Raw genomic sequence first — 22,660 nt, 5'->3', positions numbered from 1 at the left:
AATTATGGGGGATAATATACCAATAAAATTCTTTGCAAAAAGAGAAATTGATAATAGTAGAACAGAAGGTGGTGGAAACGGAAAGCTTCCAAGTTGGGTTTTAGAAGGTGAGGATCTAAGACTAAAAAGTAAACAACTTGAATATAGTTTAAATTTAATTAAAGATGTTTTAGATAAGAGACCTTCGGAGGAAGATTTTATACCTACTGTTGTAAAAACAAAGATAAATGACTTTGCAAAGGCTAAGAGTCATAGAAGTGAAGTAAGTGGTTTATTTAAAGTTAATTCTCAAAATAGTGTTATTGGTCTTAGTGGAGAAGATGAGTTATTAATCAAAATAGCGACTAAAGAGGATTTGAATAGAATAAGAGAAAAGATTTCTAATTATGATGAAAATGCATATGCGATTTCTTGTATCAATAAAATAGAAAAACTAGAACCAGAAGTTGTAAAGAAGGATAAAGAAAAAAATTATAAAGTTAAATTAATAAAATATCATGATTATGAAATAGATAGGTTAGTTAACGAGGTGTTTCAAAAAAAATGTGAAGAACTAAATATAGAGTTTAGTAAGACTATATATACAGATGAAATGATTGTATATAATATAAAAAATGTTACAACTGATGAAATAGATATTTTAGAAGATTACACAGCTCTTTTATTAATCGAACCTATGCCAAAGTACTCTATAGATTTAGATTTTTTCAATATAAATGAAAATCCAATAATAAAAATGCCTAAAGAAGGTAAAAACTATGTTACAGTAGGAGTTTTAGATAGTGGGATAAGTAAAATAAAAAGTCTTAAACCTTGGCTGGTAGGAGAAAGACAAACATTTTATCCTGAAAGTGTAATAGATCCATCACATGGTACATTTGTCGCAGGAGTAATTTTATATGGAGATGAATTAGAAAATAAGGAATATACAGGGTTAAAGGGATGTAAATTATTTGACGGCAACGTATTTCCTGATTTAAAAAAGGAGTCTATTTACGAAGATGAGTTAATTAATAATATTAGAGAAATAATAAAAAATCATTGTGAAGAAATTAAAATATGGAATCTTTCAGGGGGGTTAACAACAGAAATAGATGAAAATGAATTTTCTGATTTTGCTAAAGCGCTTGATGATATTCAAGATACTTATGGGGTAATAATATGTAAGTCAGCGGGTAATTGCAGTAATTTTATTCATGGAAAACCTAAAGGCCGTATAGTAAAATCAGCAGATTCAGTTAGATCAGTAGTAGTAGGATCTATTGCACAGGAAAAAAATTTAGAAAGTGGAGTGGATGTTGATTTCCCATCACCGTTTACAAGAGTAGGTAGAGGTCCAGCAAGTATAATTAAACCTGATGTTGTTCATTATGGAGGAAATGCAGGAATAGATAGTACAGGAAAACTTATCATAAATGGAGTTAAGTCTTTTGATTTGAATGGAAATATAAGTAGAAACATTGGTACAAGCTTTTCTACACCAAGAATAACATCTATATTGGCTGGACTGCAGGAGGAAATAACTGAAGAGTTTGATCCATTACTATTAAAAGCGTTATTAATTCATTCTGCTAATTATGGAAGCAATATTATGATGTCACCAAGTGAAAAATTAAATCAAATGGGATTTGGAAAGCCTAAAAGAATAAATGAAATATTATATAACAATCCTAATGAGATAACTTTGATTATGAGAGATACAATAAGAAAGGGACAGTACATAGACATTCTAGATTTCCCATATCCACAAGGATTAAAAAGAGATGACTTATATACTGGACAAGTCGTTGTAACTTTAGTTTATGATCCTATTCTTGAACCATCTCAAGGTTCTGAATATTGTCAATCAAATATTGACATTTATTTTGGAAGTTATGATAATAAAAAACAAAGAGATATAACAAAAAATAATATATTAAATCCTATAGGCAGAGAAAATTCAAAAAATATTTTATTGCCAAGTAACTATAGTAAAGCCGCTATAAAATCTTCTCAGGAGAAATTTGCACTCACTGAAAGAATGCTTATAAAATATGGTGATAAATTCTATCCAATAAAGAAGTATGCTGTAGACTTAGCGGAAATGACACCGTCAAATAAAGAAAAATATTTAAAAGGTGATAAGTTATGGTTTCTAAAAATAGATGGTCTTTATAGAGATTTTATAGAAAAAAAAGCATTAACTCAATCACTTGAATTAAGTCAAGAATTTTGTGTTATTATAACCATAAAGGATCCACTGAAACAATGTCAAGTTTATGATGAAGTAACAAGATTGTTGGATGCTAATAACTTTTGGCATAATAATATTAAGCTTCGTCAGGATGTAGATATTAGAATTAATGAAATGTTTAATCAATAAATAATAAAGAGTTTTAGTCATTATAAAAAACCCCTACATTATTGTATATATTTATATACAATAATGTAGGGGTTTCGTGGGTGAACACGTATAATTATTGAGGTGTAAACTATAAATACATTGAAAAACAGAATGGTGTCGAATCCATTCTGTTTTTGTTTTGTGAAATAGTTTCTACATTATTATATAGGTAAATATTTTAATGTGAATTTAAAATTCAAAAAGTTTCTTCATATTATATAGGCTTATTTTTTTATCAATATTTCTAAAAAAGTTTCAAGTTTTTTCAAATTTGAAACATTAGGCTTATTCTTATCTTTTTCCCAATCTATTAGTGTAGATTCTTGAACACTTAAAACATTCGCAAACTCTTTTTGTGTGTACCCATGCATAAGCCTACATTTAGTTATTTTTTCCCCAAGTGTTTTTTGTGGTAGTTTATCATATCCGCCTAACCACCAAAATGGTTTTTCTAAAACATCTCCTAATTTCTTTAAAGTACTAGGACTAGGATCATGTTTACCTAATTCTATTGCACTAATATGTGCTCTAGTAATGTTGTAACGTTTAGAAAATTCATTAATGGATATACTCTTTTCTAAACGTGTTTTTCTTATACGTTCACCGCATAGTGTTTTTGGATGAGGTTGTTTAGTGTTTAAATATTTGTGGTGAATGATCTCAAAGTTATTATGTTCATGGTTGTCCTTGTGGTTTTCATGGATATGAAACTATTAATAATCAGTGTACTTGTACTTCATATGAAATAAAAAGATATTTAAATAAATTATCAAAACCAATATTAGATAGAATAGATATGTTTATTGGATTAAATCCTGTATCTTATAATAAATTAAATCATAATAGTAATAATGAAAATTCAAAAACTATAAGAAAAAGAGTAGAAAAAGCACGCATTATACAAAGAGAAAGATTTAAAAATGAAGGAATATATTGTAATGCTCAAATGAATATAAAATTATTAAAAAAGTATTGTAAGTTAGATAAAGATACTAGTAGTATTATGGAAAAAATATATATGAAATTTAATTTAAGTACAAGAAGTTACAGCAGAATTATAAAAGTTTCAAGAAGTATTGCTGACTTAAAAGGAAACAAAAAAATTCTAAAGGAAGATTTAATTGAGGCTCTTCAATATAGAAGATTTATTGAAGAAAAGATTATATAAAATTAAGGAGAAAATATAATGAACGATTATGAAATATGGTTTGCTTGTGCTAAGTTATCTTGTAATATAAAAAATAAATTAATAAACAAATTTAAAAATGTGCAAAATATATGGTATTATAGTACACATGATGAAAAATGTACTTATATTAATGAAAAAATAAAAAATGCTTTATTATATGCATGGAATAAAGAAAATATAAAATCTATAAAAGATAATATAGAAAAAAATAATATAAATGTTGTTACAATAACAGATGAGTTATATCCAAAAGCACTTAAAGAATATGATGATTCACCGTATATGCTATTTTATAAAGGGGACATAGATAGACTAAACAAAAACAAGTCTGTTTCAATAGTAGGCTCTCGAGATTGTAGTAGCTATGGTGTAAATATTACTAATATAATATGTAATGATCTTTCGAGAAATAATATAAATATAATAAGTGGAATGGCACGAGGGATAGATTCAATAGCTCATAAAAAATGTATAGAAAACAATTCCTATACATGTGCTATTTTAGGCTCTGGAATAGATGTAATATATCCTCGGGAAAATAAAAATATATATGATGAAATAATAAAAAATGGATGTGTTATATCACAGTTTCCACCTGGTACAAAACCATATGCTTATAACTTTCCAATAAGAAATAAAATTATAAGTGGACTAAGTGAGGTTGTAGTAGTTATTGAAGGAAGTGAAAAAAGTGGTACGCTTATAACTGCATCATCAGCATTAGAACAAGGCAAAGATGTTATTGCAGTGCCAGGCAATGTATTTTCAAAACAAAGCAAGGGAACAAATAAACTAATAAAAGATGGAGCTTATATTTTTACTGAAATGAAAGATATTTATGAAATCTTAAATATGAATTATATAAAAAATTCATTTAATAATAACAGTAAAATGACTAGTATAGAAGATAAAGTCTATAACAAAATTAATACTACTCCGATACATTTTGATGAAGTTTTGAGATTAACTAATATTGACATAAAACAATTATATGAGGTATTATTTGAATTGCAACTGAAAGATGAAATAATGTGTTTAAGTGGAAATTATTACGTTAGAAATAATAAAACTGTTTAAAAACAACATAATAATTTAATAATAGTAATAAATAATATAATAAATAACTTGAATTAATGGAGGGGATAGTATGGGTCAGAAACTAGTTATAGTAGAATCTCCAGCAAAAGCTAAAACTATAGGAAAATATTTAGGCAAGAATTATATCGTTACGGCCTCCATGGGTCATGTAAGAGATTTACCTAAGAGTCAATTAGGCGTTGATATAGAAAATAATTATAATCCTAAATATATAACTATAAGAGGCAAAGGGGAATTATTAAGTTCTTTAAGAAAACAAGCAAAGAAAAGTGATAAAGTCTTTCTTGCAACCGACCCTGATAGAGAAGGGGAAGCTATATCTTGGCATCTTGCAGAAGCTTTGAAAATAGATGAAAATGAAGAGTGCAGAATAGAATTTAATGAAATAACAAAAAATGCTATAAAATCAGCTATAAAAAATCCTAGAAGGTTAAATTTAAATTTAGTAGATGCACAACAAGCAAGAAGAGTTTTAGATAGATTAGTTGGATATAAGATAAGTCCTATACTTTGGAGAAAAGTTAAATGGGGATTAAGCGCAGGAAGAGTTCAATCAGTTGCATTAAAGATGATATGTGATAGAGAAAACGAAATAAAAGAATTTAATCCTAAAGAATATTGGACAATAGAATGCGAATTAAAAAATGAAAAATCTAAAAAATCATTTACAGTAAAATTAGTATCTAAAAATAATGAAAAAATTGAGATCAACAATGAAGAAGAAAGTAATTCAATAATAAAAGAATTAAAACAAAACAAATACATTGTTAAAAGTATAAAAAAATCAGAAAAGCATAAAAAACCATTGCCACCATTTACAACAAGTACTTTTCAACAAGATTCATATAAAAAGCTAAATTTTTCAACAAAAAAATCTATGTCTGTTGCTCAGCAATTATATGAAGGAATAGACATAAAAGGAAAAGGAACTATAGGTCTTATAACATATATGAGAACAGATTCTGTACGTATATCTGATGAAGCACAAAAAAATGCTAGACAGTTTATTACAGAAAATTTTGGACAAAATTATGTACCAGAAAGTATTAGAAATTTCAAGGGAAAGAAAAATATTCAAGATGCCCATGAAGCTATTAGACCTACATATATAGAACTTGCACCAGATGAAATAAAAGATAATTTAAAACCAGATCAATTTAAAATATATAATTTGATTTGGAAAAGATTCATGGCAAGTCAAATGGCAGATTGCATAATGGATACTATGTCCATAAATATAAATAATGGACAATATACATTAAGAGTTAGTGGTTCAAATATAAAATTTGATGGTTTTAAAAAAGTATATAAGTACGAAGAAGATGAAGAAAGTTTAAAATTCCCTGTATTAGAGGAAAATGAAATACTTCAGGATAAAAAAGTAGAAGGTAAACAACACTTTACTCAACCACCTGCAAGATTTTCAGAAGCAACTTTAGTAAAAACATTAGAAGAGAATGGTATAGGAAGACCTAGTACTTATGCACCTATAGTATCTACATTACTAGATAGAAAGTATATTGAAAGAGAAAAAAAGACGTTAACTCCAACAGAACTTGGATTTATAGTAAACAATATTGTAAGTGAATATTTTAAACAGATAGTCGATGTTGAATTCACAGCTGAAATGGAAAGTAAGCTAGATAATATAGAAGAAGGAAAAGAAAAATGGAAAGATGTTGTTAATGAATTCTACTCTCCGTTAATTGAATGTATAAATATAGCAGAAAAAGAAATAGCAAAGATAAAAATTGAGGATGAAGTTACAGATATAAAATGTGACAAATGCGGAAGAAATATGGTTATAAAACATGGTAGATTCGGAGATTTTCTAGCGTGTCCAGGATATCCTGATTGTAAAAACACAAAACCAATAGTTAAAGAACTAGATGTACCATGCCCTGTGTGTGGTGGAAAGATACTACTTAGAAAAAGTAGAAAAGGAAGAAAATTTTATGGTTGTAGCAATTATCCAGAATGTAATTTTGTAAGTTGGTCAGAACCAGTAAAAGATAAGTGTCCTAATTGTGGAAGCTATATGGTTAAAAAACAAAGCAAATCAAAAGGAAATTATATAGAATGTTCAAACAAAGAATGTAAAACAAAAATACAACAAGAAAATCAAAATGTTGAAAAATAATATAGATATTTAATGTTTTATAATAAAATTAAAATTTATGTCGAAAAAATAAAAATATAATATTGAAATGTAATTAACACTATGATATTATAATTTAAAGTAAAAGAAACAATTCGGAATATTTTAAAAAATATGAAAATAATGCGTAAATGATTTTAAATGCTAAAAATGATTTGAAAAGGAGATGTACAAATGGCTTCAGAATTATTAACTAAAATACGAAGACTTAATAAAATAATACAAAAAACAGGAGCTGAACCAGTTGTATTCGATGATATATGCCATTCATTAAGTGAAGTATTAGAATGCAATGTATATATAATAAGTAGAAAAGGGAAAATACTGGGACATAGATTCTTTAATGGAGTTGAATGTGAGAGTATAAAAGAAAAAGTTGTTTCAGAAAGAAAGTTTCCAGAAAAATTTAATTCTAAGTTACTAAGTATAAATGAAACTATATCAAATATTGAAAATAATGGAAAATCATCTTTTGATGAAAAGAAACCAGCTGAAATGGAAGGAAAACTTTCAACTATAGTACCTATAGTTGGAAACAGAGAAAGACTTGGAACATTATTCCTTACAAGATTTGAAGGATTATTTTCTGATGAAGATTTAATATTATCTGAGTATAGTGCAACTATAGTAGGACTTGAAATTTTAAGAGCCAAAAATGATGCACTTGAAGATGAAGCTAGAAAAAAGGCAGTTGTACAACTTGCAATAGGTACTTTATCATATTCTGAACTTGAAGCTGTAGAACATGTATTTAATGAATTAGATGGTAATGAAGGATTGCTTGTAGCATCAAAGATAGCTGATAAAGTAGGTATTACAAGATCAGTAATAGTAAATGCATTAAGAAAGTTTGAAAGTGCCGGAGTAATAGAATCTAGATCATTAGGTATGAAAGGTACTCACATCAAAATTTTAAATGATAAATTATTAGATGAATTAAAAAAGATAAAATAAGGTATAATTATAAGGAATAGATTTTGTAAGTCTATTCCTTGTTTATATAAAATATTCTATAAAAAGTGAAGTTTTTTATTATTTATGTTGAATGCTCATAATTCATATGATATACTACATAAGGAAGAAAAACACACATTGCTTGATTTATGAATTGGTGCCTAAAATAGGTTTTCATGACAAAGCAATGGAGGTAAAAACCAATGGGAGGTAATATTAATGTCAATTATTTCAATGAAACAATTATTAGAAGCTGGTGTACATTTTGGTCACCAAACAAGAAGATGGAATCCTAAAATGGCTCCATACATATTTACAGAAAGAAACGGTATCTATATAATAGACCTTCAAAAAACTGTAAAAAAAGTTGAAGAAGCATATGAATTCGTTAAAAGTGTAGTTGCTGATGGAAAAGAAGTTCTATTTGTAGGAACTAAAAAACAAGCACAAGAAGCTATAGAAGAAGAAAGCTTAAGATCAGGAATGCACTTTGTAAACAATAGATGGTTAGGTGGAATGCTTACAAACTTCAAAACTATCAAAACAAGAATTAACAAATTAGAACAATTAGAAAAAATGGAAGAAGACGGAACTTTTGAAGTTCTACCTAAAAAAGAAGTAATAAAATTAAGAAATGAAAAAGAAAAATTAGAAAAAAATCTTGGCGGAATAAAGAACTTAGATGCATCTAACTTAGGAGCTATATTCATAGTAGATCCAAGAAAAGAAAAAAATGCTATAGATGAAGCAAAAAATCTTGGAATCCCTGTAGTTGCAATAGTTGATACAAACTGTGATCCAGATGAAATAGATTATGTAATACCAGGAAATGATGATGCAATAAGAGCCGTAAGATTAATAACTTCTAAAATAGCAGATGCTATAATCGAAGGAAATCAAGGTGAACAATTAGCTGAATAATTTAAAATTAACTTGTTAGGAGTGTGTGATATACATGGTTACTGCAAAGATGGTTAAGGAATTAAGAGAAAGAACTGGCGCAGGAATGATGGATTGTAAGAAAGCTTTAACTGAAACTGATGGTGATATGGAAAAAGCTGTAGAATTCTTAAGAGAAAAAGGATTAGCTGCTGCCGCTAAAAAAGCTGGAAGAGTTGCTGCTGAAGGATTAGTAACTACTTACTTAAGCGAAGACAATAAAACAGCTGTTGCTTTAGAAGTTAACTGCGAAACTGACTTCGTTTCAATTAACGAATCATTCGTTGAATTCACAAATTCAATAGCAAAACAAATCGCTACTTCAGATGTTAAAGATGTTGAAGAATTATTAGAATCAAAATACATTGCAGATGAAAATGTTACTGTAAAAGAAGCTTTAACAGCATTAATAGCTAAAATCGGTGAAAACATGAACATAAGAAGATTTGAAAAGCTTACAATTGATAACGGAGTAATCAACGGATATGTTCATGGTGAAGGAAGAATCGGTGTATTAGTTGAATTAGGTTGTGAAAAAGAAAGTGATATATTAATGCCACTTGCTAAAGACATAGCTATGCAAGTTGCTGCTGCAAATCCACTATTCTTAGATGAAACTAGTGTAGATGAAGAAGCTCTTGATAAAGAAAGAGAAATCTACAGAGCACAAGCTTTAAATGAAGGAAAACCAGAAAAAATCGTTGAAAAAATGGTTGAAGGTAGAGTTAAAAAATACCTTAAAGAAGTATGCTTAATTGATCAAGTATGGGTTAAAAACTCAGATTACACAATTAAAAAATTACTTGAAGAAAAATCAAAAGAAGTTGGCTCACCTATAACTCTTTGCAAATTCGTTAGATTTGAAAGAGGAGAAGGTTTAGAAAAGAAAGAAGAAAACTTTGCTGAAGAAGTTCAAAGACAAATGAACCAAAAATAGTGAATAACTAAAAATAAATAAAGAGGACACTAAGTGTTCTCTTTTTTTAAAGCTATTTAAAAAATTTATATATGAATTTTATATAGTATTTTAAAGTGTGGAGGTATAATAGTAATATGAGTTCATCTAAGTATAAAAGAGTAATGCTAAAAATATCTGGAGAAGCTTTAAGTGGAAAAAAAGGATTTGGATTTGATTTTGACGTTACTCAAAGAATTGCTAAAGAAATAAAAGAAATAGTAGATATGGGAATTGAAGTTGGTGCTGTAGTTGGTGGCGGAAACATATGGAGAGGCAGAAACGGAGAAGAGATGGACAGAACTACTGCTGATTATATGGGAATGTTAGCTACATGTATTAATGCTTTAGCGTTACAAGATTCTTTAGAAAATATAGGCGTAAAAACTAGAGTTCAAACAGCTATTGAAATGAAAGAAGTAGCTGAACCATTTATTAGAAGAAGAGCAATGAGACATCTTGAAAAGAAAAGAGTTGTTATATTTGCGGCTGGAACTGGAAATCCATATTTTTCTACAGATACAACAGCTGCATTAAGAGCTGCTGAAATAGAAGCAGATGCAATATTATTAGCTAAAAAAGTAGATGGAGTATATGATAAGGATCCAAACAAGTATGATGATGCAAAGAAATTTGATAAACTTACATACATTGAAGTTTTAGAAAAGGGATTACAAGTTATGGATTCTACAGCCACATCTTTATGTATGGACAACAATATTCCTATATTAGTTTTTGGACTTGATAAGCCAAACAATATCAAAAAAGTAATAATGGGTGAACAAATAGGAACAATAGTTTCTAAATAAAAAAGGAGGAAGTGCTATGATAAAAGACATTTTAAATAAATCTGAAGAAAAAATGTTAAAAAGTATATCTGTATTAAAGAAAGATCTTGGATCAATGAAAGCAGGAAAAGCTAATCCAGCTATGCTAGATAGAGTTAATGTTGAATATTATGGAAGTGAAACACCTATCAATCAATTAGCTAATGTATCTTCTCCTGAACCTAGAGTTTTATTAATTCAACCTTGGGATAAAAATTCATTAAAAGATATTGAAAAAGCAATATTACAATCAGATTTAGGATTAAATCCTTCAAATGATGGATCAGTTATAAGACTTATCATTCCTGAATTAACAGAAGAAACAAGAAAAGATATAGTTAAAAAAGTTAAAAAAATAGGTGAAGAAAGCAAAATAGCTATAAGATCTATAAGAAGAGAAGGAAACGACAAAATAAAAAATCTAAAGAAAAATAATGATATAACAGAAGATGAAGCAAAAGAAGGAGAAAGTTCAGTTCAAAAAATTACTGATAAATATATAACTGAAATTGATAATATAGTAAGCGCAAAAGAAAAAGAAGTAATGTCTGTTTAATTATTACAATAATTGCATAGTTCAAATTTTTAAAATACCTGCTTTAAAAGGCAGGTATTTTAAAAATTTTATAAAATTTGAGGGGAAATTAATTATGAAGAATATATTGAATTTTTCTAAGGATAATAAGGAAATAATAAGTATTGATATGGATAGAATTCCAGAACATATAGCTATAATAATGGATGGAAATGGAAGGTGGGCAAAAAAAAGAAAGCTTCCTAGAACTGTTGGACATAAAGCAGGGGTAGAGACTATAAGAGAAATAGTAAAAGAATGTAGTAAGTTAAATGTAAAAGCACTTACTTTATATGCGTTTTCAACAGAAAACTGGAAAAGACCAAAAGATGAAGTTAGTGCATTAATGAAACTTTTAGTAGAATATTTGAAAAAAGAATTAAAAGAACTACATGAAGAAAATGTAGTTATAAGATATATTGGAGATATATCAAAATTACCAAAGATATGTCAAGATGAGCTTATAAATGCCTCAAATAGAACACAAAATAACACAGGATTAATATTAAATCTTGCTCTTAACTATGGAGGAAGAAACGAAATTGTAAATGCTATTAAGTCTATAGCTGAGAAGGTTAAAAATAATACATTACAAATACATGAAATAGATGAAAGCACAATAGAAGAATTTTTGTATACTAAAAATTTAAAAGATCCAGATATCATAATAAGAACAGCTGGAGAACAAAGATTAAGTAATTTCTTATTGTGGCAATGTGCATATTCAGAATTTTGGTATACAGATATAAAATGGCCTGATTTTAAAAAGCAAGATTTATTAAGAGCAATTTATGATTATCAAAATAGAGATAGACGCTTTGGCGGTTTAAAGTAGAGGTGAAGATATGAATAAACGATATTTAGGAGCTGCTATTTTATCACCCCTAATTATAGTTTTATTTTTAGGTGGAATATACTTAAAGGTTCTTGTAGCATTACTTTCCTTAATGGGAATATATGAGTTTTATAATGTTTCAAGAAAAAAAGGTATTAATCCATTAAGTATTGTATCTTATATTTTAACTATTATTTATTATATACTGATTATAAATAATTCATTTAGTTTTCAAAAATTATTTTTAATGATACTATTTGCACTATTTATTATGCTTTGTATACCTGTAATATCTGATAAGTATAATTTTATAGATGTAGCTGTAACATTAATGGGATTTTTATACGTTACTATGTTCTTTAGCTTTATTGCATTAATAAATGATAAACCAAATGGAAAATATCTTATTTGGATTATTTTTATATCAGCTTGGTTATGTGATACATCTGCGTATTATGTAGGAAAGTATTTTGGAAAAAATAAATTATGTCCTAGAGTTAGTCCTAAAAAAACAATTGAAGGTTCAATTGGTGGACTTATAGGAAGTACTTTATTTTGTGGAATTTATGGATTAGTGATTAATTCCTTTGGAGTACAAGTGCCTGTATACCATTTTATATTTATGGGAATTGTATGTGGAGTATTTTGTCAATTTGGTGATTTAGTAGCCTCATCCATAAAAAGATATGTTGATGTTAAAGACTATAGTAATCTAATACCAGGCCATGGAGGAATATTAGATAGATTTGATAGTATACTTTTTACATCAGTTATAGTATATTATTATGTTACAATGATAATGAAAATATAATAATATGCTGACAAAATTCATATAATATAAGTATATTATGGTTTTGGTTTTGAAATATAAAAATAGTATTATTTACTTTATTTATAGATAGTAATATAGTATATTGTAGATAAAATAATTTTTAGATTATGATGGGAGTTTAGCAATGAAAAATATATGCATATTAGGAGCTACTGGTTCTATAGGAACACAAACTCTAGATGTAATAGAAAAGGAAAGTAATAAATTCAAATTAGTAGCTTTTTCTGCAAATAAAAGCTATGAAAAGATTATAACTATAATAGAAAAGTTTAATCCAGTATATGGTGCTATTAATGATAAAGAGACTTTTTTAAAGGTAAAAGATCATTGTAATATAAATAATATAAAAATAAACTTATTATATGGAATGGATGGATTAATTAAAATATCTACTTTAGAAGAAGTTGAATTAGTAGTAACATCTATTGTAGGAATGATTGGACTTGTTCCAACATTAGAGGCTATTAATGCAGGAAAAGATATTGCCTTAGCAAATAAGGAGACTTTAGTTACAGGTGGAGAACTTGTAATGAAGGCAGCAAAACAAAACAATGTTAAAATTCTTCCAGTAGATTCTGAACATGGAGCTATATTTCAGTGTCTTCAAGGAAATTCCTATAAGGATATAGAAACAATCTATGTTACTGCATCAGGAGGACCTTTTAGACAAAGTAAATTAGAAGAGCTAATAAATATCACACCAGAGCAGGCCTTAAAACACCCTAAATGGAATATGGGTAAAAAAATATCAATTGATTCTTCTACCATGATAAATAAAGGATTAGAAGTAATTGAAGCTCATTGGTTATTTAATGTAGGTTATGATAAAATTAAAGTTCTTGTCCATCCACAAAGTATAGTCCATTCAATGGTAGAATACATAGATGGAAGTATAATTGCACAACTAGCTAGTACGGATATGAGGCTTCCTATACAATACGCTTTAAATTATCCTGTTAGAAATAAAAAAGTAGTGGAAAAACTAGATGTTTATAATATGGGAAATTTAACTTTTGAAAAACCTGATTTTGAAAAATTTAGAGGATTAAAACTTGCATATGAAGCAGGAAAATTAGGGGGAATAATGCCTACTATTTTTAATGCTTCAAATGAAGTTGCAGTAAATATGTTTTTAAATAACCATATTAAATATTTAGAAATAGTTGATATTGTTGAAGAGTGCATGAATAAGTTTGAAAACAAAAGTATAAAAGATGTAGAAGATATTTTAAATGCAGAAGCTAAAGTTAGGTCATTTATAAAAAATAAATATAATTTTTAAGTGTAGTTTGTATAAGGAGGGAAAAATTTTTGAATGTATTGTTAAATATTATTTTTGTAATATTAGCCTTTAGTGCATTAGTTATTATTCATGAATTTGGCCATTTTGCACTAGCAAAACTTAATGGGGTTAAAGTAGAAGAATTTGCAATAGGAATGGGTCCTAAGTTATTTGGAATAAAGGGTAAAGAAACTCTTTATGCATTTAGAATAATTCCTATTGGAGGATATGTAAAAATGCTTGGAGAAGGTGAAGAGGAAGAAGTTCCTATAGATGATGAAAGATCTTTTTCAAATAAATCACCATTAAGAAGACTTAGCATTGTAGCAGCTGGTCCAATAATGAATTTTGTATTGGCAATTGTGTTATTTGCTATAATAGGGCATATGAGAGGATTTTCAGTTCCAATTGTAAGTGAAGTAATTCCAAATAGTCCTGCCATAAAGGCTGGAATAAAACCAGGAGATACAATAACGAAGGTTAATAATAATAAGATTAATACTTGGGAGGATGTTATAGGACAAATAAATATGTCAAAGGGTTCTCCAATTGATGTACAATTGCTTACAAAAAACAATGAACAAAAATCTGTAAGTATAGTGCCTATAAAAAATTCTAAAGATGGAACTTATATGTTAGGAATATGTTCTTCTATAGTGGAAAAACCTAATTTCTTTCAATCTGTAAAATATGGACTTCAAGAAACAAGTTCAACAATAAAGCAAACATTTCAATCTTTGGGCATGATTTTTAAAGGAAAAGCATCCAAAAATGATTTTGGTGGACCTGTAACAATTTTAAGAGTTACTTGGGCAGTATCTAAGGCTGGACTTATGAATTTGGTTTTATTTTCAGCATTCATAAGTATTCAATTAGGTATATTTAACTTACTTCCTTTCCCAGCACTAGATGGATTTTGGATATTTGTTTCTTTATATCAAATAATTACAAAGAGAGAAATAAATAAAGATAGGATAGGGGTTATAAATACCATTGGATTTGCTTTGTTATTATTACTTATGGTTGTAGTTACAATAAAAGATGTACTTTACCCTATTAAACTTTAATATTTAGGGGATGGATGTATGAATAGAAAAGAAACTAAAAAGATAAAAGTTGGAAATATATATTTAGGTGGAGATTCACCTATTAGTATTCAATCTATGAATAACACTGACACTAGAGATGTTAAGGCAACTATAAATCAAATAAAAGCATTACAAATGGCTGGTTGTGATATAACAAGATGTGCAGTTTTAGATATGGATGCGGCTGATGCATTAAAAGAAATAACAAGTAGTGTAGAAATTCCTGTAGTAGCTGATATACATTTTGATTATAAATTAGCTCTTAGATCTATAGAAAATGGAGTAGCTGCTTTAAGAATAAATCCAGGAAATATAGGAAGTCGTGAAAGAGTAAAATTAGTTGCAAAAGCAGCTAAGGAAAAAGGTATTCCTATAAGAATTGGTGTTAATTCGGGTTCATTAGAAAAAGAGTTATTAGAAAAATATAATGGAGTTTGTCCAGAAGCATTAGTTGAAAGTGCTCTAAAACATGTTAATATTTTAGAAGATATTAATTTTGATGATATAGTAATATCAATTAAATCTTCAAATGTAAATCAGATGATAGAAAGTTATAGAATGATATCTTCTAAAGTAAATTATCCACTACATATAGGGGTTACTGAATCAGGTACTATATGGAGAGGTACTATAAAATCAAGTGTAGGAATAGGAACTCTTATTTCAGAGGGAATAGGAGATACTATTAGAGTTTCTTTAACCGGAGATCCAATTGAAGAAATAAAAGTTGGAAGAGAAATATTAAAAGCTACTGGACATATAAAGGAAGGAATAGAGTTTGTATCCTGTCCTACATGTGGTAGAACTAAAATAAACCTAATAAAGTTAGCCAATGATGTAGAAAAGAGACTTGGAAATATAAATAAAAATATAAAAGTTGCTATAATGGGTTGTGTTGTAAATGGACCAGGAGAAGCTAAAGAAGCTGATGTTGGAATTGCAGGTGGCAATGGAGAAGGCTTAATATTTAAAAAAGGCAAAATAGTTAAGAAAGTAAAAGAAGAAAATTTAATAGATGAACTTATAAAAGAAGTAGAGAATATTTAAGGCTATGATTTTTCATAGCCTTAAATAATTTAAACTATTAAAGAAAGCTAATTAGAATGGAGGAAACATTGATGAATGCTAGTTTAGTTCAAATATTAAAAACTGAATTAGATTCCAATAATGTATATGACGAAAATATAAGAATACTTAAAGTTAAATATTTAAGTAAAAGTAATAAACTAAAAATAGTTTTAAAGTCAACCAATGAACTAGAAGAAAGTACAAAACATTTAATAAAATCAGTTATATCTAAAAAATTAATTGGATTTGAAAATATAGATTTATTGTGTTACAAAGATATATCAAATGTATCTTTAGAGGATATTACAAATAAATATTGGGTAGACATTGTTGAGAATGTGTCTAAAATTATACCTGTGTGTAAACAAGTGCTTATGTCATGTAATAAAGTAGTTGAAGAAAATTTATTAGTTATTCATATAGGCGATAAGTTTATGTGCAATTTATTGCAAAATAAAAATTTAAATAAAATCATTCAGAATGTAATAAGTGATATATTTGGAGTTAAAACAATTGTTACAATAAAATATAATTCACAATTAAAGGAAACTAACTACATTGCAGTTAAGGAACAGGAAGAAAAAGAAATAATAGTAAGTACATTAAAGGAAAATAAAGCAAATATATCAAGTGGAGCTAGTAAAGAAAGTTCACATAATAAAAATGAAAATAATAAAAATTCAAATAAAAATACTTATTATAAAAAGAACCATGGTCCTAAGAACCCAAATGCTATATTTGGAAGAGATGTTCAAGGAGAAATTGAGGATATGGTTAATATAAATGAAACATCCGGAGTAGTTAATATATGTGGTGATATTTTTAAAGTAAATATAATTGAAACTAAGTCTGGTAGAAAAATAATAACATTCTTTATAACTGATTATACAAGTTCTATAACAGTAAAGTGTTTTCCAAAACCAAAGGAAACTGATGAATTACTAGAAGAAATAAAAGCTGGATTACATTGTAAAGTTAGAGGAGAAGCGGTACATGATTCATTTGCAAGAGAAGTAGTTATTATGGCAAGAGACATAGTTAAAACATCTAAACTTGAAAAGATGGATACTTGTGAAGAAAAAAGAGTAGAATTACATATGCATACTCAAATGAGTGCTATGGATGGTCTATCTTCTGCTACTTCTTTAATAGAAAGGGCAGCAAAGTGGGGTCACCCAGCTGTTGCAATAACAGATCATGGAGTAGTTCAAGCGTTTCCAGAAGCTATGGATGCAGCTAAAAAATTTAATATTAAAGTTATATATGGTGTTGAGGCTTATCTTGTAAATGATGGAGTTCCTATTGCTACTAATGTAAAAAATCAAAATATAGATGATACATTTGTAGTATTTGATTTAGAAACTACAGGATTTTCAAGTCAATATGATAAAATAATTGAATTTGGAGCTGTAAAAATTAAAAATGGAAATATAATAGATTCTTTTAGTGCTTTTGTAAATCCTGAAATTAAAATACCATATAAAATTACGGAACTTACAAGTATAACTAATGATGATGTGAAAGATGCTGAAACTATAGATAAAGTATTGCCTAAATTCATAAAATTTGCAGAGGGTACTGTTCTTGTTGCGCATAATTCTAATTTTGATATGTCTTTTATAAGAAAGAATTGTAAGGATTTAAATATTGAGTGTAACTATACAGTAATGGATACTATACCTTTAGCTAAATTTTTATTTCCAGAATTAAAAAGATATAAATTAAATACCATTGCAAAGCATTTAGGAGTTTCACTTGAAAATCATCATAGAGCTGTAGATGATGCTAAAGCTACGGGAGATATATTAGTACATTGTTTTAAATTATTAAAAGAAATGAATATAACATATTTAGATGATTTAAATAATAAATTTTTAGGAAATATTGATGTTAAAAAGCTTCCAACATACCACTTAATTATTCTTGCTAAAAATCAAGTGGGACTAAAAAACTTATATAAGCTTATTTCATTTTCTAATTTAGATTATTTTTATAAAAAACCTAGAATGCCTAAAAGTTTAATTGAACAATACAAAGAAGGATTAATAATAGGTTCTGCATGTGAAGCTGGAGAAGTATATAAGGCTGTTTTAGAGGGAAAAAGTAACGAGGATTTAAAAGAAATCATTAAATTCTATGATTATCTAGAAATACAGCCAATTATGAACAATGAATTTATGCTTAGAAAAGGTATTGTAAAGAACCAAGATCAACTTAAAGAAATAAATAGAAAAATATATGAATTAGGAATAAATAATAATATGCCTGTAGTTGCTACAGGAGATGTACATTTTTTAGATCCTAAAGACGGTAAGTTTAGAGAAATATTAATGGCTGGTCAAGGGTTTTCAGATGCTGAAAATCAACCTCCATTATATTTAAAAACTACAAATGAAATGCTTAAAGAATTTGAATATTTAGGAGAAGATATAGCAAAAGAGGTAGTAATAAACAACCCTCAAAAAATTGCAAATGCAGTGGAGTTTGTAAAACCTATACCAGATGAAACATTTCCACCTAAAATAGATGGAGCAGAAGAAGATATAAGAAATATGACACTAGAAAAGGCTTATTCTATATATGGAAATCCACTTCCTAAGGTTGTACATGATAGACTGGAAAAAGAATTAAATTCTATTATAAATAATGGATATGCGGTTTTATATTTAATAGCACATAAACTAGTTGCTAAATCTCTTGAAGATGGATACTTAGTTGGTTCAAGAGGATCTGTTGGATCTTCACTTGTTGCAACTATGTCTGATATTACAGAAGTTAATGGACTTCCACCACATTATGTATGTCCTAATTGCAAAAATAGTGAGTTCTTTACGGATGGGTCAGTTTCATCTGGAGCAGATTTACCTCCTAAAAAATGTCCTAAATGTGGAGCTGATTATAATAGAGATGGACACGATATACCATTTGAAACCTTCCTTGGATTCAATGGTGATAAAGAACCAGATATTGACCTTAACTTCTCTGGAGATAACCAAGGAGATATTCATAAATATACTGAAGTGCTTTTCGGAAAAGGTCATACTTTTAAAGCAGGAACTATAGGTACAATAGCTGATAAGACAGCTTATGGATTTGTAAAAAAGTATTTAGATGAAAAAAACATGGTAGTATCACAGGCTGAAATTGAAAGATTAACTCAAGGATGTACTGGAGTTAAAAGAACATCAGGTCAACATCCAGGTGGAATTATGGTTGTACCTAGTGATAATGAAATATATAATTTTTGCCCAATACAACATCCAGCAGATGATGCTAATTCAGATATTATAACTACTCACTTTGATTATCATTCAATAAGCGGAAGACTTCTAAAGCTAGATATACTAGGACACGATGATCCTACTGTACTTAGAATGTTAAAAGATATAACTGGACTTGATCCTATAAAAATACCTATAGGAGATGAAAAAGTATTAAGTCTTTTTACTTCTCCTGAAGCTTTAGGAGTAACAGCAGAGGAACTTGAATGTCCTGTAGGATGTTATGGTATACCTGAATTTGGTACTAAATTTGTAAGGCAGATGTTAGTTGATACAAAGCCAAAAACATTTTCTGATTTAGTGAGAATATCTGGACTTTCTCACGGTACTGATGTATGGCTTAACAATGCTCAATATTTTATAAAAGAAGGATATACTACTCTTAAAGATTGTATAGCAACGAGAGATGACATAATGGTATATCTACTTCATAAAGGGTTACCACCTAAAGATGCATTTACAATTATGGAAAAGGTAAGAAAAGGTAAGGGACTTTCAGAAGAACATGAAGCTTTAATGAGAGAACATAAAGTACCAGATTGGTATATAGAATCTTGTAAAAAAATAAAATACATGTTCCCTAAAGGTCACGCTGTGGCTTATGTAATGATGGCTGTTAGAATAGCATACTATAAAGTTTATTATCCCGAAGCTTATTATGCAACTTACTTTACAGTAAGAGGTATTGATGACTTTGATGCTGATTTAATAGTAAAAGGTGAAGAGGTTATAAAAAGAAAAATGGATGAGATAAATGCTCTTGGAAATAGTGCTACCCAAAAAGATAAAGGTCTTTTAACTAATTTAGAATTAGCATTTGAAATGTATAAGAGAAATATAAAATTTTTAAAGGTTGATATATATAAATCTCATCCAACTAAATTTTTAATAGAAGGAAATTATATAAGACTTCCAATAGGTTCTCTTTCAGGTGTAGGACTTAATGCTGCAAAAAGTATTGCCGACGCTAGAGAAGGAGGAGAATTTATTTCTAAAGAAGATTTAAGAAAAAGATCTAAAGTATCAAAAACTGTTATTGAAGCTTTAAGTGAACATGGATGTTTAGAAGGATTACCAGATACAAACCAATTATCTCTTTTCTAATAAAATGATGTATAACTTTGAATAAGTGGATAAATTATATATAATGTAATTTCATTTACTTTATCCCTTGAAATAGGGTTTTTAGTGTGTTAAAATGAAGTAGAAATACTTAGCAGATAAATTTTAGCATAGGAGTGGGCAAAAACCCACTCTTTATATTTGTAAAAACGCAACTATTTTGTTGCGTTTTTCATTAATATTTGTTTATTTATCAGCAAATTGTTTAAACTAGAGTTAAGGAGGGTTGTCGATGAAGAACAATTTAATAAATATGGATGAAATTAACAAGTTAATAAAACCTATAGTAGAAGAATTAAACTATGAATTGTATTACATAGAATATGTGAGAGAACAAAATGAAAATTACCTTAGGATATATATAGATAGTTCAAAAGGAATAAATTTAGAAGATTGCGAAAAAGTTAGTAGAAAAGTAAGCGATATTTTAGATGAAAAAGATCCTATTTCAGATAGTTATTATTTAGAAGTATCTTCACCAGGAATTGAGAGGGTGCTTTATACTGAAGAGCACCTACATAAATACACTAATAATCAAATAATTGTAAAGCTTGCTAAGTTATTTGAGGGAAGTAGGGAACATCAAGGGAATTTAATAAGTTTTAATGATGATACAGTAACAATCGAAAAAGAAAATGAAAGTATTAACATTCCAAGAGAAAGAATAAAGAAGATTATTTTAAAAGGGGAGTTTTAGGAGGTTCGAAAAATGAATGCTGAATTTATTGAGGCCCTAAGAGAAATCGTAAAAGAAAAGGGAATCGGAGAACAATTATTATTTGATACTGTGGAGGATGCTTTAGTATCAGCATACAAAAAAAACTATGCTAAAGTAGGGGGAAATTCACAAAATGTAAAGGTAACTATTGATAGAGAAAATGGGGAAATACATGTATATGCCCAAAAGAAGATCGAAGAAGAACCTTCAGGTGTTAATGAAATTTCTCTAGAAGATGCTCGTGAAATTGATAGCAGATATCAAATGGGAGATATAGTAGATTTAGAAGTTACTCCAAAAAGTTTTGGAAGAATTGCTGCACAAACAGCTAAACAAGTAGTAATTCAAAGAATAAAAGAAGCTGAAAGAAAAGTAGTATATGATGAATTTATAGCTAAAGAATTTGATATAATTACAGGAACAGTTATAAGAAAAGATAAGGGCAATGTTTTTGTTGACTTAGAAAAAACAGAAGCAGTTCTTGGACCAAACGAACAAATGCCAGGAGAAGAGTATAATTTTAATCAAAAGTTAAAACTATACATAGTAGAAGTTAAAAATACTACTAAAGGACCTCAAGTTGTAGTTTCAAGAACACATCCAGGACTAGTAAAAAGACTTTTTGAATTAGAAGTTCCTGAAATATATGCTGGTGTAGTAGAAGTTAAAAGCATAGCAAGAGAAGCAGGATCAAGAACAAAAATAGCTGTTTATTCTAATGATGAAAATGTAGATGCAACTGGTGCATGTGTTGGACCAAAGGGAATGAGAGTTCAAAACATAGTGACAGAGCTTAAAAATGAAAAGATAGATATAATTAAGTGGGATAAAGAACCTGAAAAATATATCGCCAATGCATTAAGTCCAGCTAGAGTATTAAGCGTAGACATTGATGATGAAAATAAATCTGCTAAAATAGTAGTAGAAGATAGTCAGTTATCTTTAGCTATTGGTAAAGAAGGCCAAAATGTTAGACTTGCAGCGAAACTAACAGGATGGAAAATAGATATAAAAAGCGAATCTCAAGTAGAAGAATAATTTCTTGAGAAAGGTGGTAGAGCTTTATCATGAAAATAAAAAAAATTCCTACTAGAATGTGCACTGGGTGTTCAGAAATGAAGCCTAAAAAAGAACTAATTAGAGTTGTAAAAAATAAAAAAAATGAAGTATCTATAGATCTAACAGGTAAAAAGCCTGGTAGAGGTGCTTACATTTGTAAAAACATTGAATGTTTAGAAAAAGCATTCAAGACTAAAAGATTAGAGAGAAACTTAGAAGTTAAAATAGATGATGAAATCTATAAAAAATTGAAAAACGAAATTATGGAATAAGATAATTTTAATACACTAACTGGGGG

The 22,660-nt window shown here is 28.2% G+C and carries 19 protein-coding genes and 2 pseudogenes; 19 read left to right on the top strand and 2 right to left on the bottom strand.

From position 1 onward, the window contains the following. Positions 1 to 4: 4 nt before the first annotated feature. On the top strand, positions 5 to 2,362 hold the full coding sequence (locus tag NT01CX_RS06325) for a S8 family peptidase (protein WP_011722228.1): 2,358 nt from the start codon (positions 5 to 7) through the stop codon (positions 2,360 to 2,362). A 245-nt stretch (positions 2,363 to 2,607) separates the two neighbouring features. Here the strand turns inward: NT01CX_RS06325 and NT01CX_RS12065 are convergent, their stop codons facing one another. Beyond that, on the bottom strand, positions 2,608 to 2,754 hold the full coding sequence (locus NT01CX_RS12065; RefSeq protein WP_011722227.1) for a helix-turn-helix domain-containing protein: 147 nt from the start codon (positions 2,752 to 2,754) through the stop codon (positions 2,608 to 2,610). A gap of 81 nt (positions 2,755 to 2,835) precedes the next feature. Continuing rightward, positions 2,836 to 2,979: pseudogene (locus NT01CX_RS12585) on the bottom strand (helix-turn-helix domain-containing protein); the annotation flags it as partial. 95 nt (positions 2,980 to 3,074) lie between these two features. Here NT01CX_RS12585 and NT01CX_RS12525 point away from each other — a divergent pair. The 18 genes and pseudogenes from NT01CX_RS12525 to rnpM all read left to right on the top strand — a co-directional run. Further along, positions 3,075 to 3,203, top strand: a pseudogene (locus NT01CX_RS12525) (ATP-binding protein); the annotation flags it as partial. Beyond that, the gene (locus NT01CX_RS06315; RefSeq protein WP_011722226.1) at positions 3,180 to 3,551 is read left to right on the top strand and encodes an Mg chelatase-like protein; all 372 of its coding nucleotides are present in this window, start codon (positions 3,180 to 3,182) and stop codon (positions 3,549 to 3,551) included. The pseudogene NT01CX_RS12525 and the gene NT01CX_RS06315, both read left to right, overlap by 24 nt. An 18-nt stretch (positions 3,552 to 3,569) precedes the next feature. After that, positions 3,570 to 4,649, top strand: coding sequence for a DNA-processing protein DprA (gene dprA, locus NT01CX_RS06310; protein ID WP_011722225.1), 1,080 nt, complete (start codon positions 3,570 to 3,572; stop codon positions 4,647 to 4,649). Positions 4,650 to 4,719: 70 nt separating this feature from the next. Continuing rightward, positions 4,720 to 6,810 carry a type I DNA topoisomerase gene (topA, locus tag NT01CX_RS06305; RefSeq protein WP_011722224.1) on the top strand — a complete coding sequence of 697 codons (2,091 nt, stop codon included), beginning with the start codon at positions 4,720 to 4,722 and terminating at the stop codon, positions 6,808 to 6,810. 192 nt (positions 6,811 to 7,002) lie between these two features. Then, positions 7,003 to 7,782 (top strand): GTP-sensing pleiotropic transcriptional regulator CodY, encoded by a 780-nt coding sequence (gene codY / locus NT01CX_RS06300; RefSeq protein ID WP_011722223.1) that lies wholly within the window; start codon positions 7,003 to 7,005, stop codon positions 7,780 to 7,782. Between the two features lie 219 nt (positions 7,783 to 8,001). After that, the gene (rpsB, locus tag NT01CX_RS06295) at positions 8,002 to 8,703 is read left to right on the top strand and encodes a 30S ribosomal protein S2 (RefSeq protein ID WP_011722222.1); all 702 of its coding nucleotides are present in this window, start codon (positions 8,002 to 8,004) and stop codon (positions 8,701 to 8,703) included. 34 nt (positions 8,704 to 8,737) lie between these two features. Continuing rightward, on the top strand, positions 8,738 to 9,658 hold the full coding sequence (gene tsf, locus NT01CX_RS06290) for a translation elongation factor Ts (RefSeq protein ID WP_011722221.1): 921 nt from the start codon (positions 8,738 to 8,740) through the stop codon (positions 9,656 to 9,658). A gap of 116 nt (positions 9,659 to 9,774) precedes the next feature. Further along, positions 9,775 to 10,485, top strand: coding sequence for a UMP kinase (gene pyrH / locus NT01CX_RS06285; protein WP_011722220.1), 711 nt, complete (start codon positions 9,775 to 9,777; stop codon positions 10,483 to 10,485). Positions 10,486 to 10,501: 16 nt separating this feature from the next. After that, entirely contained in the window at positions 10,502 to 11,059 is a 558-nt protein-coding gene (gene frr / locus NT01CX_RS06280) for a ribosome recycling factor (protein ID WP_011722219.1), read from the top strand. Between the two features lie 94 nt (positions 11,060 to 11,153). After that, the gene (locus tag NT01CX_RS06275) at positions 11,154 to 11,912 is read left to right on the top strand and encodes an isoprenyl transferase (RefSeq protein WP_011722218.1); all 759 of its coding nucleotides are present in this window, start codon (positions 11,154 to 11,156) and stop codon (positions 11,910 to 11,912) included. A 10-nt stretch (positions 11,913 to 11,922) separates the two neighbouring features. Next, positions 11,923 to 12,723, top strand: coding sequence for a phosphatidate cytidylyltransferase (locus NT01CX_RS06270; protein WP_011722217.1), 801 nt, complete (start codon positions 11,923 to 11,925; stop codon positions 12,721 to 12,723). 145 nt (positions 12,724 to 12,868) lie between these two features. After that, the gene (dxr, locus tag NT01CX_RS06265; RefSeq protein ID WP_011722216.1) at positions 12,869 to 14,026 is read left to right on the top strand and encodes a 1-deoxy-D-xylulose-5-phosphate reductoisomerase; all 1,158 of its coding nucleotides are present in this window, start codon (positions 12,869 to 12,871) and stop codon (positions 14,024 to 14,026) included. A gap of 29 nt (positions 14,027 to 14,055) precedes the next feature. After that, entirely contained in the window at positions 14,056 to 15,093 is a 1,038-nt protein-coding gene (gene rseP, locus NT01CX_RS06260; protein ID WP_011722215.1) for an RIP metalloprotease RseP, read from the top strand. A gap of 18 nt (positions 15,094 to 15,111) precedes the next feature. Next, on the top strand, positions 15,112 to 16,161 hold the full coding sequence (ispG, locus tag NT01CX_RS06255) for a flavodoxin-dependent (E)-4-hydroxy-3-methylbut-2-enyl-diphosphate synthase (protein ID WP_011722214.1): 1,050 nt from the start codon (positions 15,112 to 15,114) through the stop codon (positions 16,159 to 16,161). A 56-nt stretch (positions 16,162 to 16,217) separates the two neighbouring features. After that, positions 16,218 to 20,567, top strand: coding sequence for a PolC-type DNA polymerase III (locus tag NT01CX_RS06250; RefSeq protein ID WP_420834409.1), 4,350 nt, complete (start codon positions 16,218 to 16,220; stop codon positions 20,565 to 20,567). Positions 20,568 to 20,817: 250 nt separating this feature from the next. After that, positions 20,818 to 21,282, top strand: a complete 465-nt coding sequence (rimP, locus tag NT01CX_RS06245) for a ribosome maturation factor RimP (RefSeq protein ID WP_011722212.1) — start codon at positions 20,818 to 20,820, stop codon at positions 21,280 to 21,282. Positions 21,283 to 21,294: 12 nt separating this feature from the next. Next, positions 21,295 to 22,341, top strand: a complete 1,047-nt coding sequence (gene nusA, locus NT01CX_RS06240; RefSeq protein ID WP_011722211.1) for a transcription termination factor NusA — start codon at positions 21,295 to 21,297, stop codon at positions 22,339 to 22,341. Between the two features lie 29 nt (positions 22,342 to 22,370). Then, positions 22,371 to 22,634 carry an RNase P modulator RnpM gene (gene rnpM / locus NT01CX_RS06235; RefSeq protein WP_011722210.1) on the top strand — a complete coding sequence of 88 codons (264 nt, stop codon included), beginning with the start codon at positions 22,371 to 22,373 and terminating at the stop codon, positions 22,632 to 22,634. Positions 22,635 to 22,660: the final 26 nt, after the last annotated feature.

It is taken from the genome of Clostridium novyi NT, from assembly GCF_000014125.1.
GTDB lineage: Bacteria > Bacillota > Clostridia > Clostridiales > Clostridiaceae > Clostridium_H > Clostridium_H novyi.
Note: the sequence above shows the minus strand (reverse complement) of the source record. Positions and strands in the feature narration are given on the sequence as shown.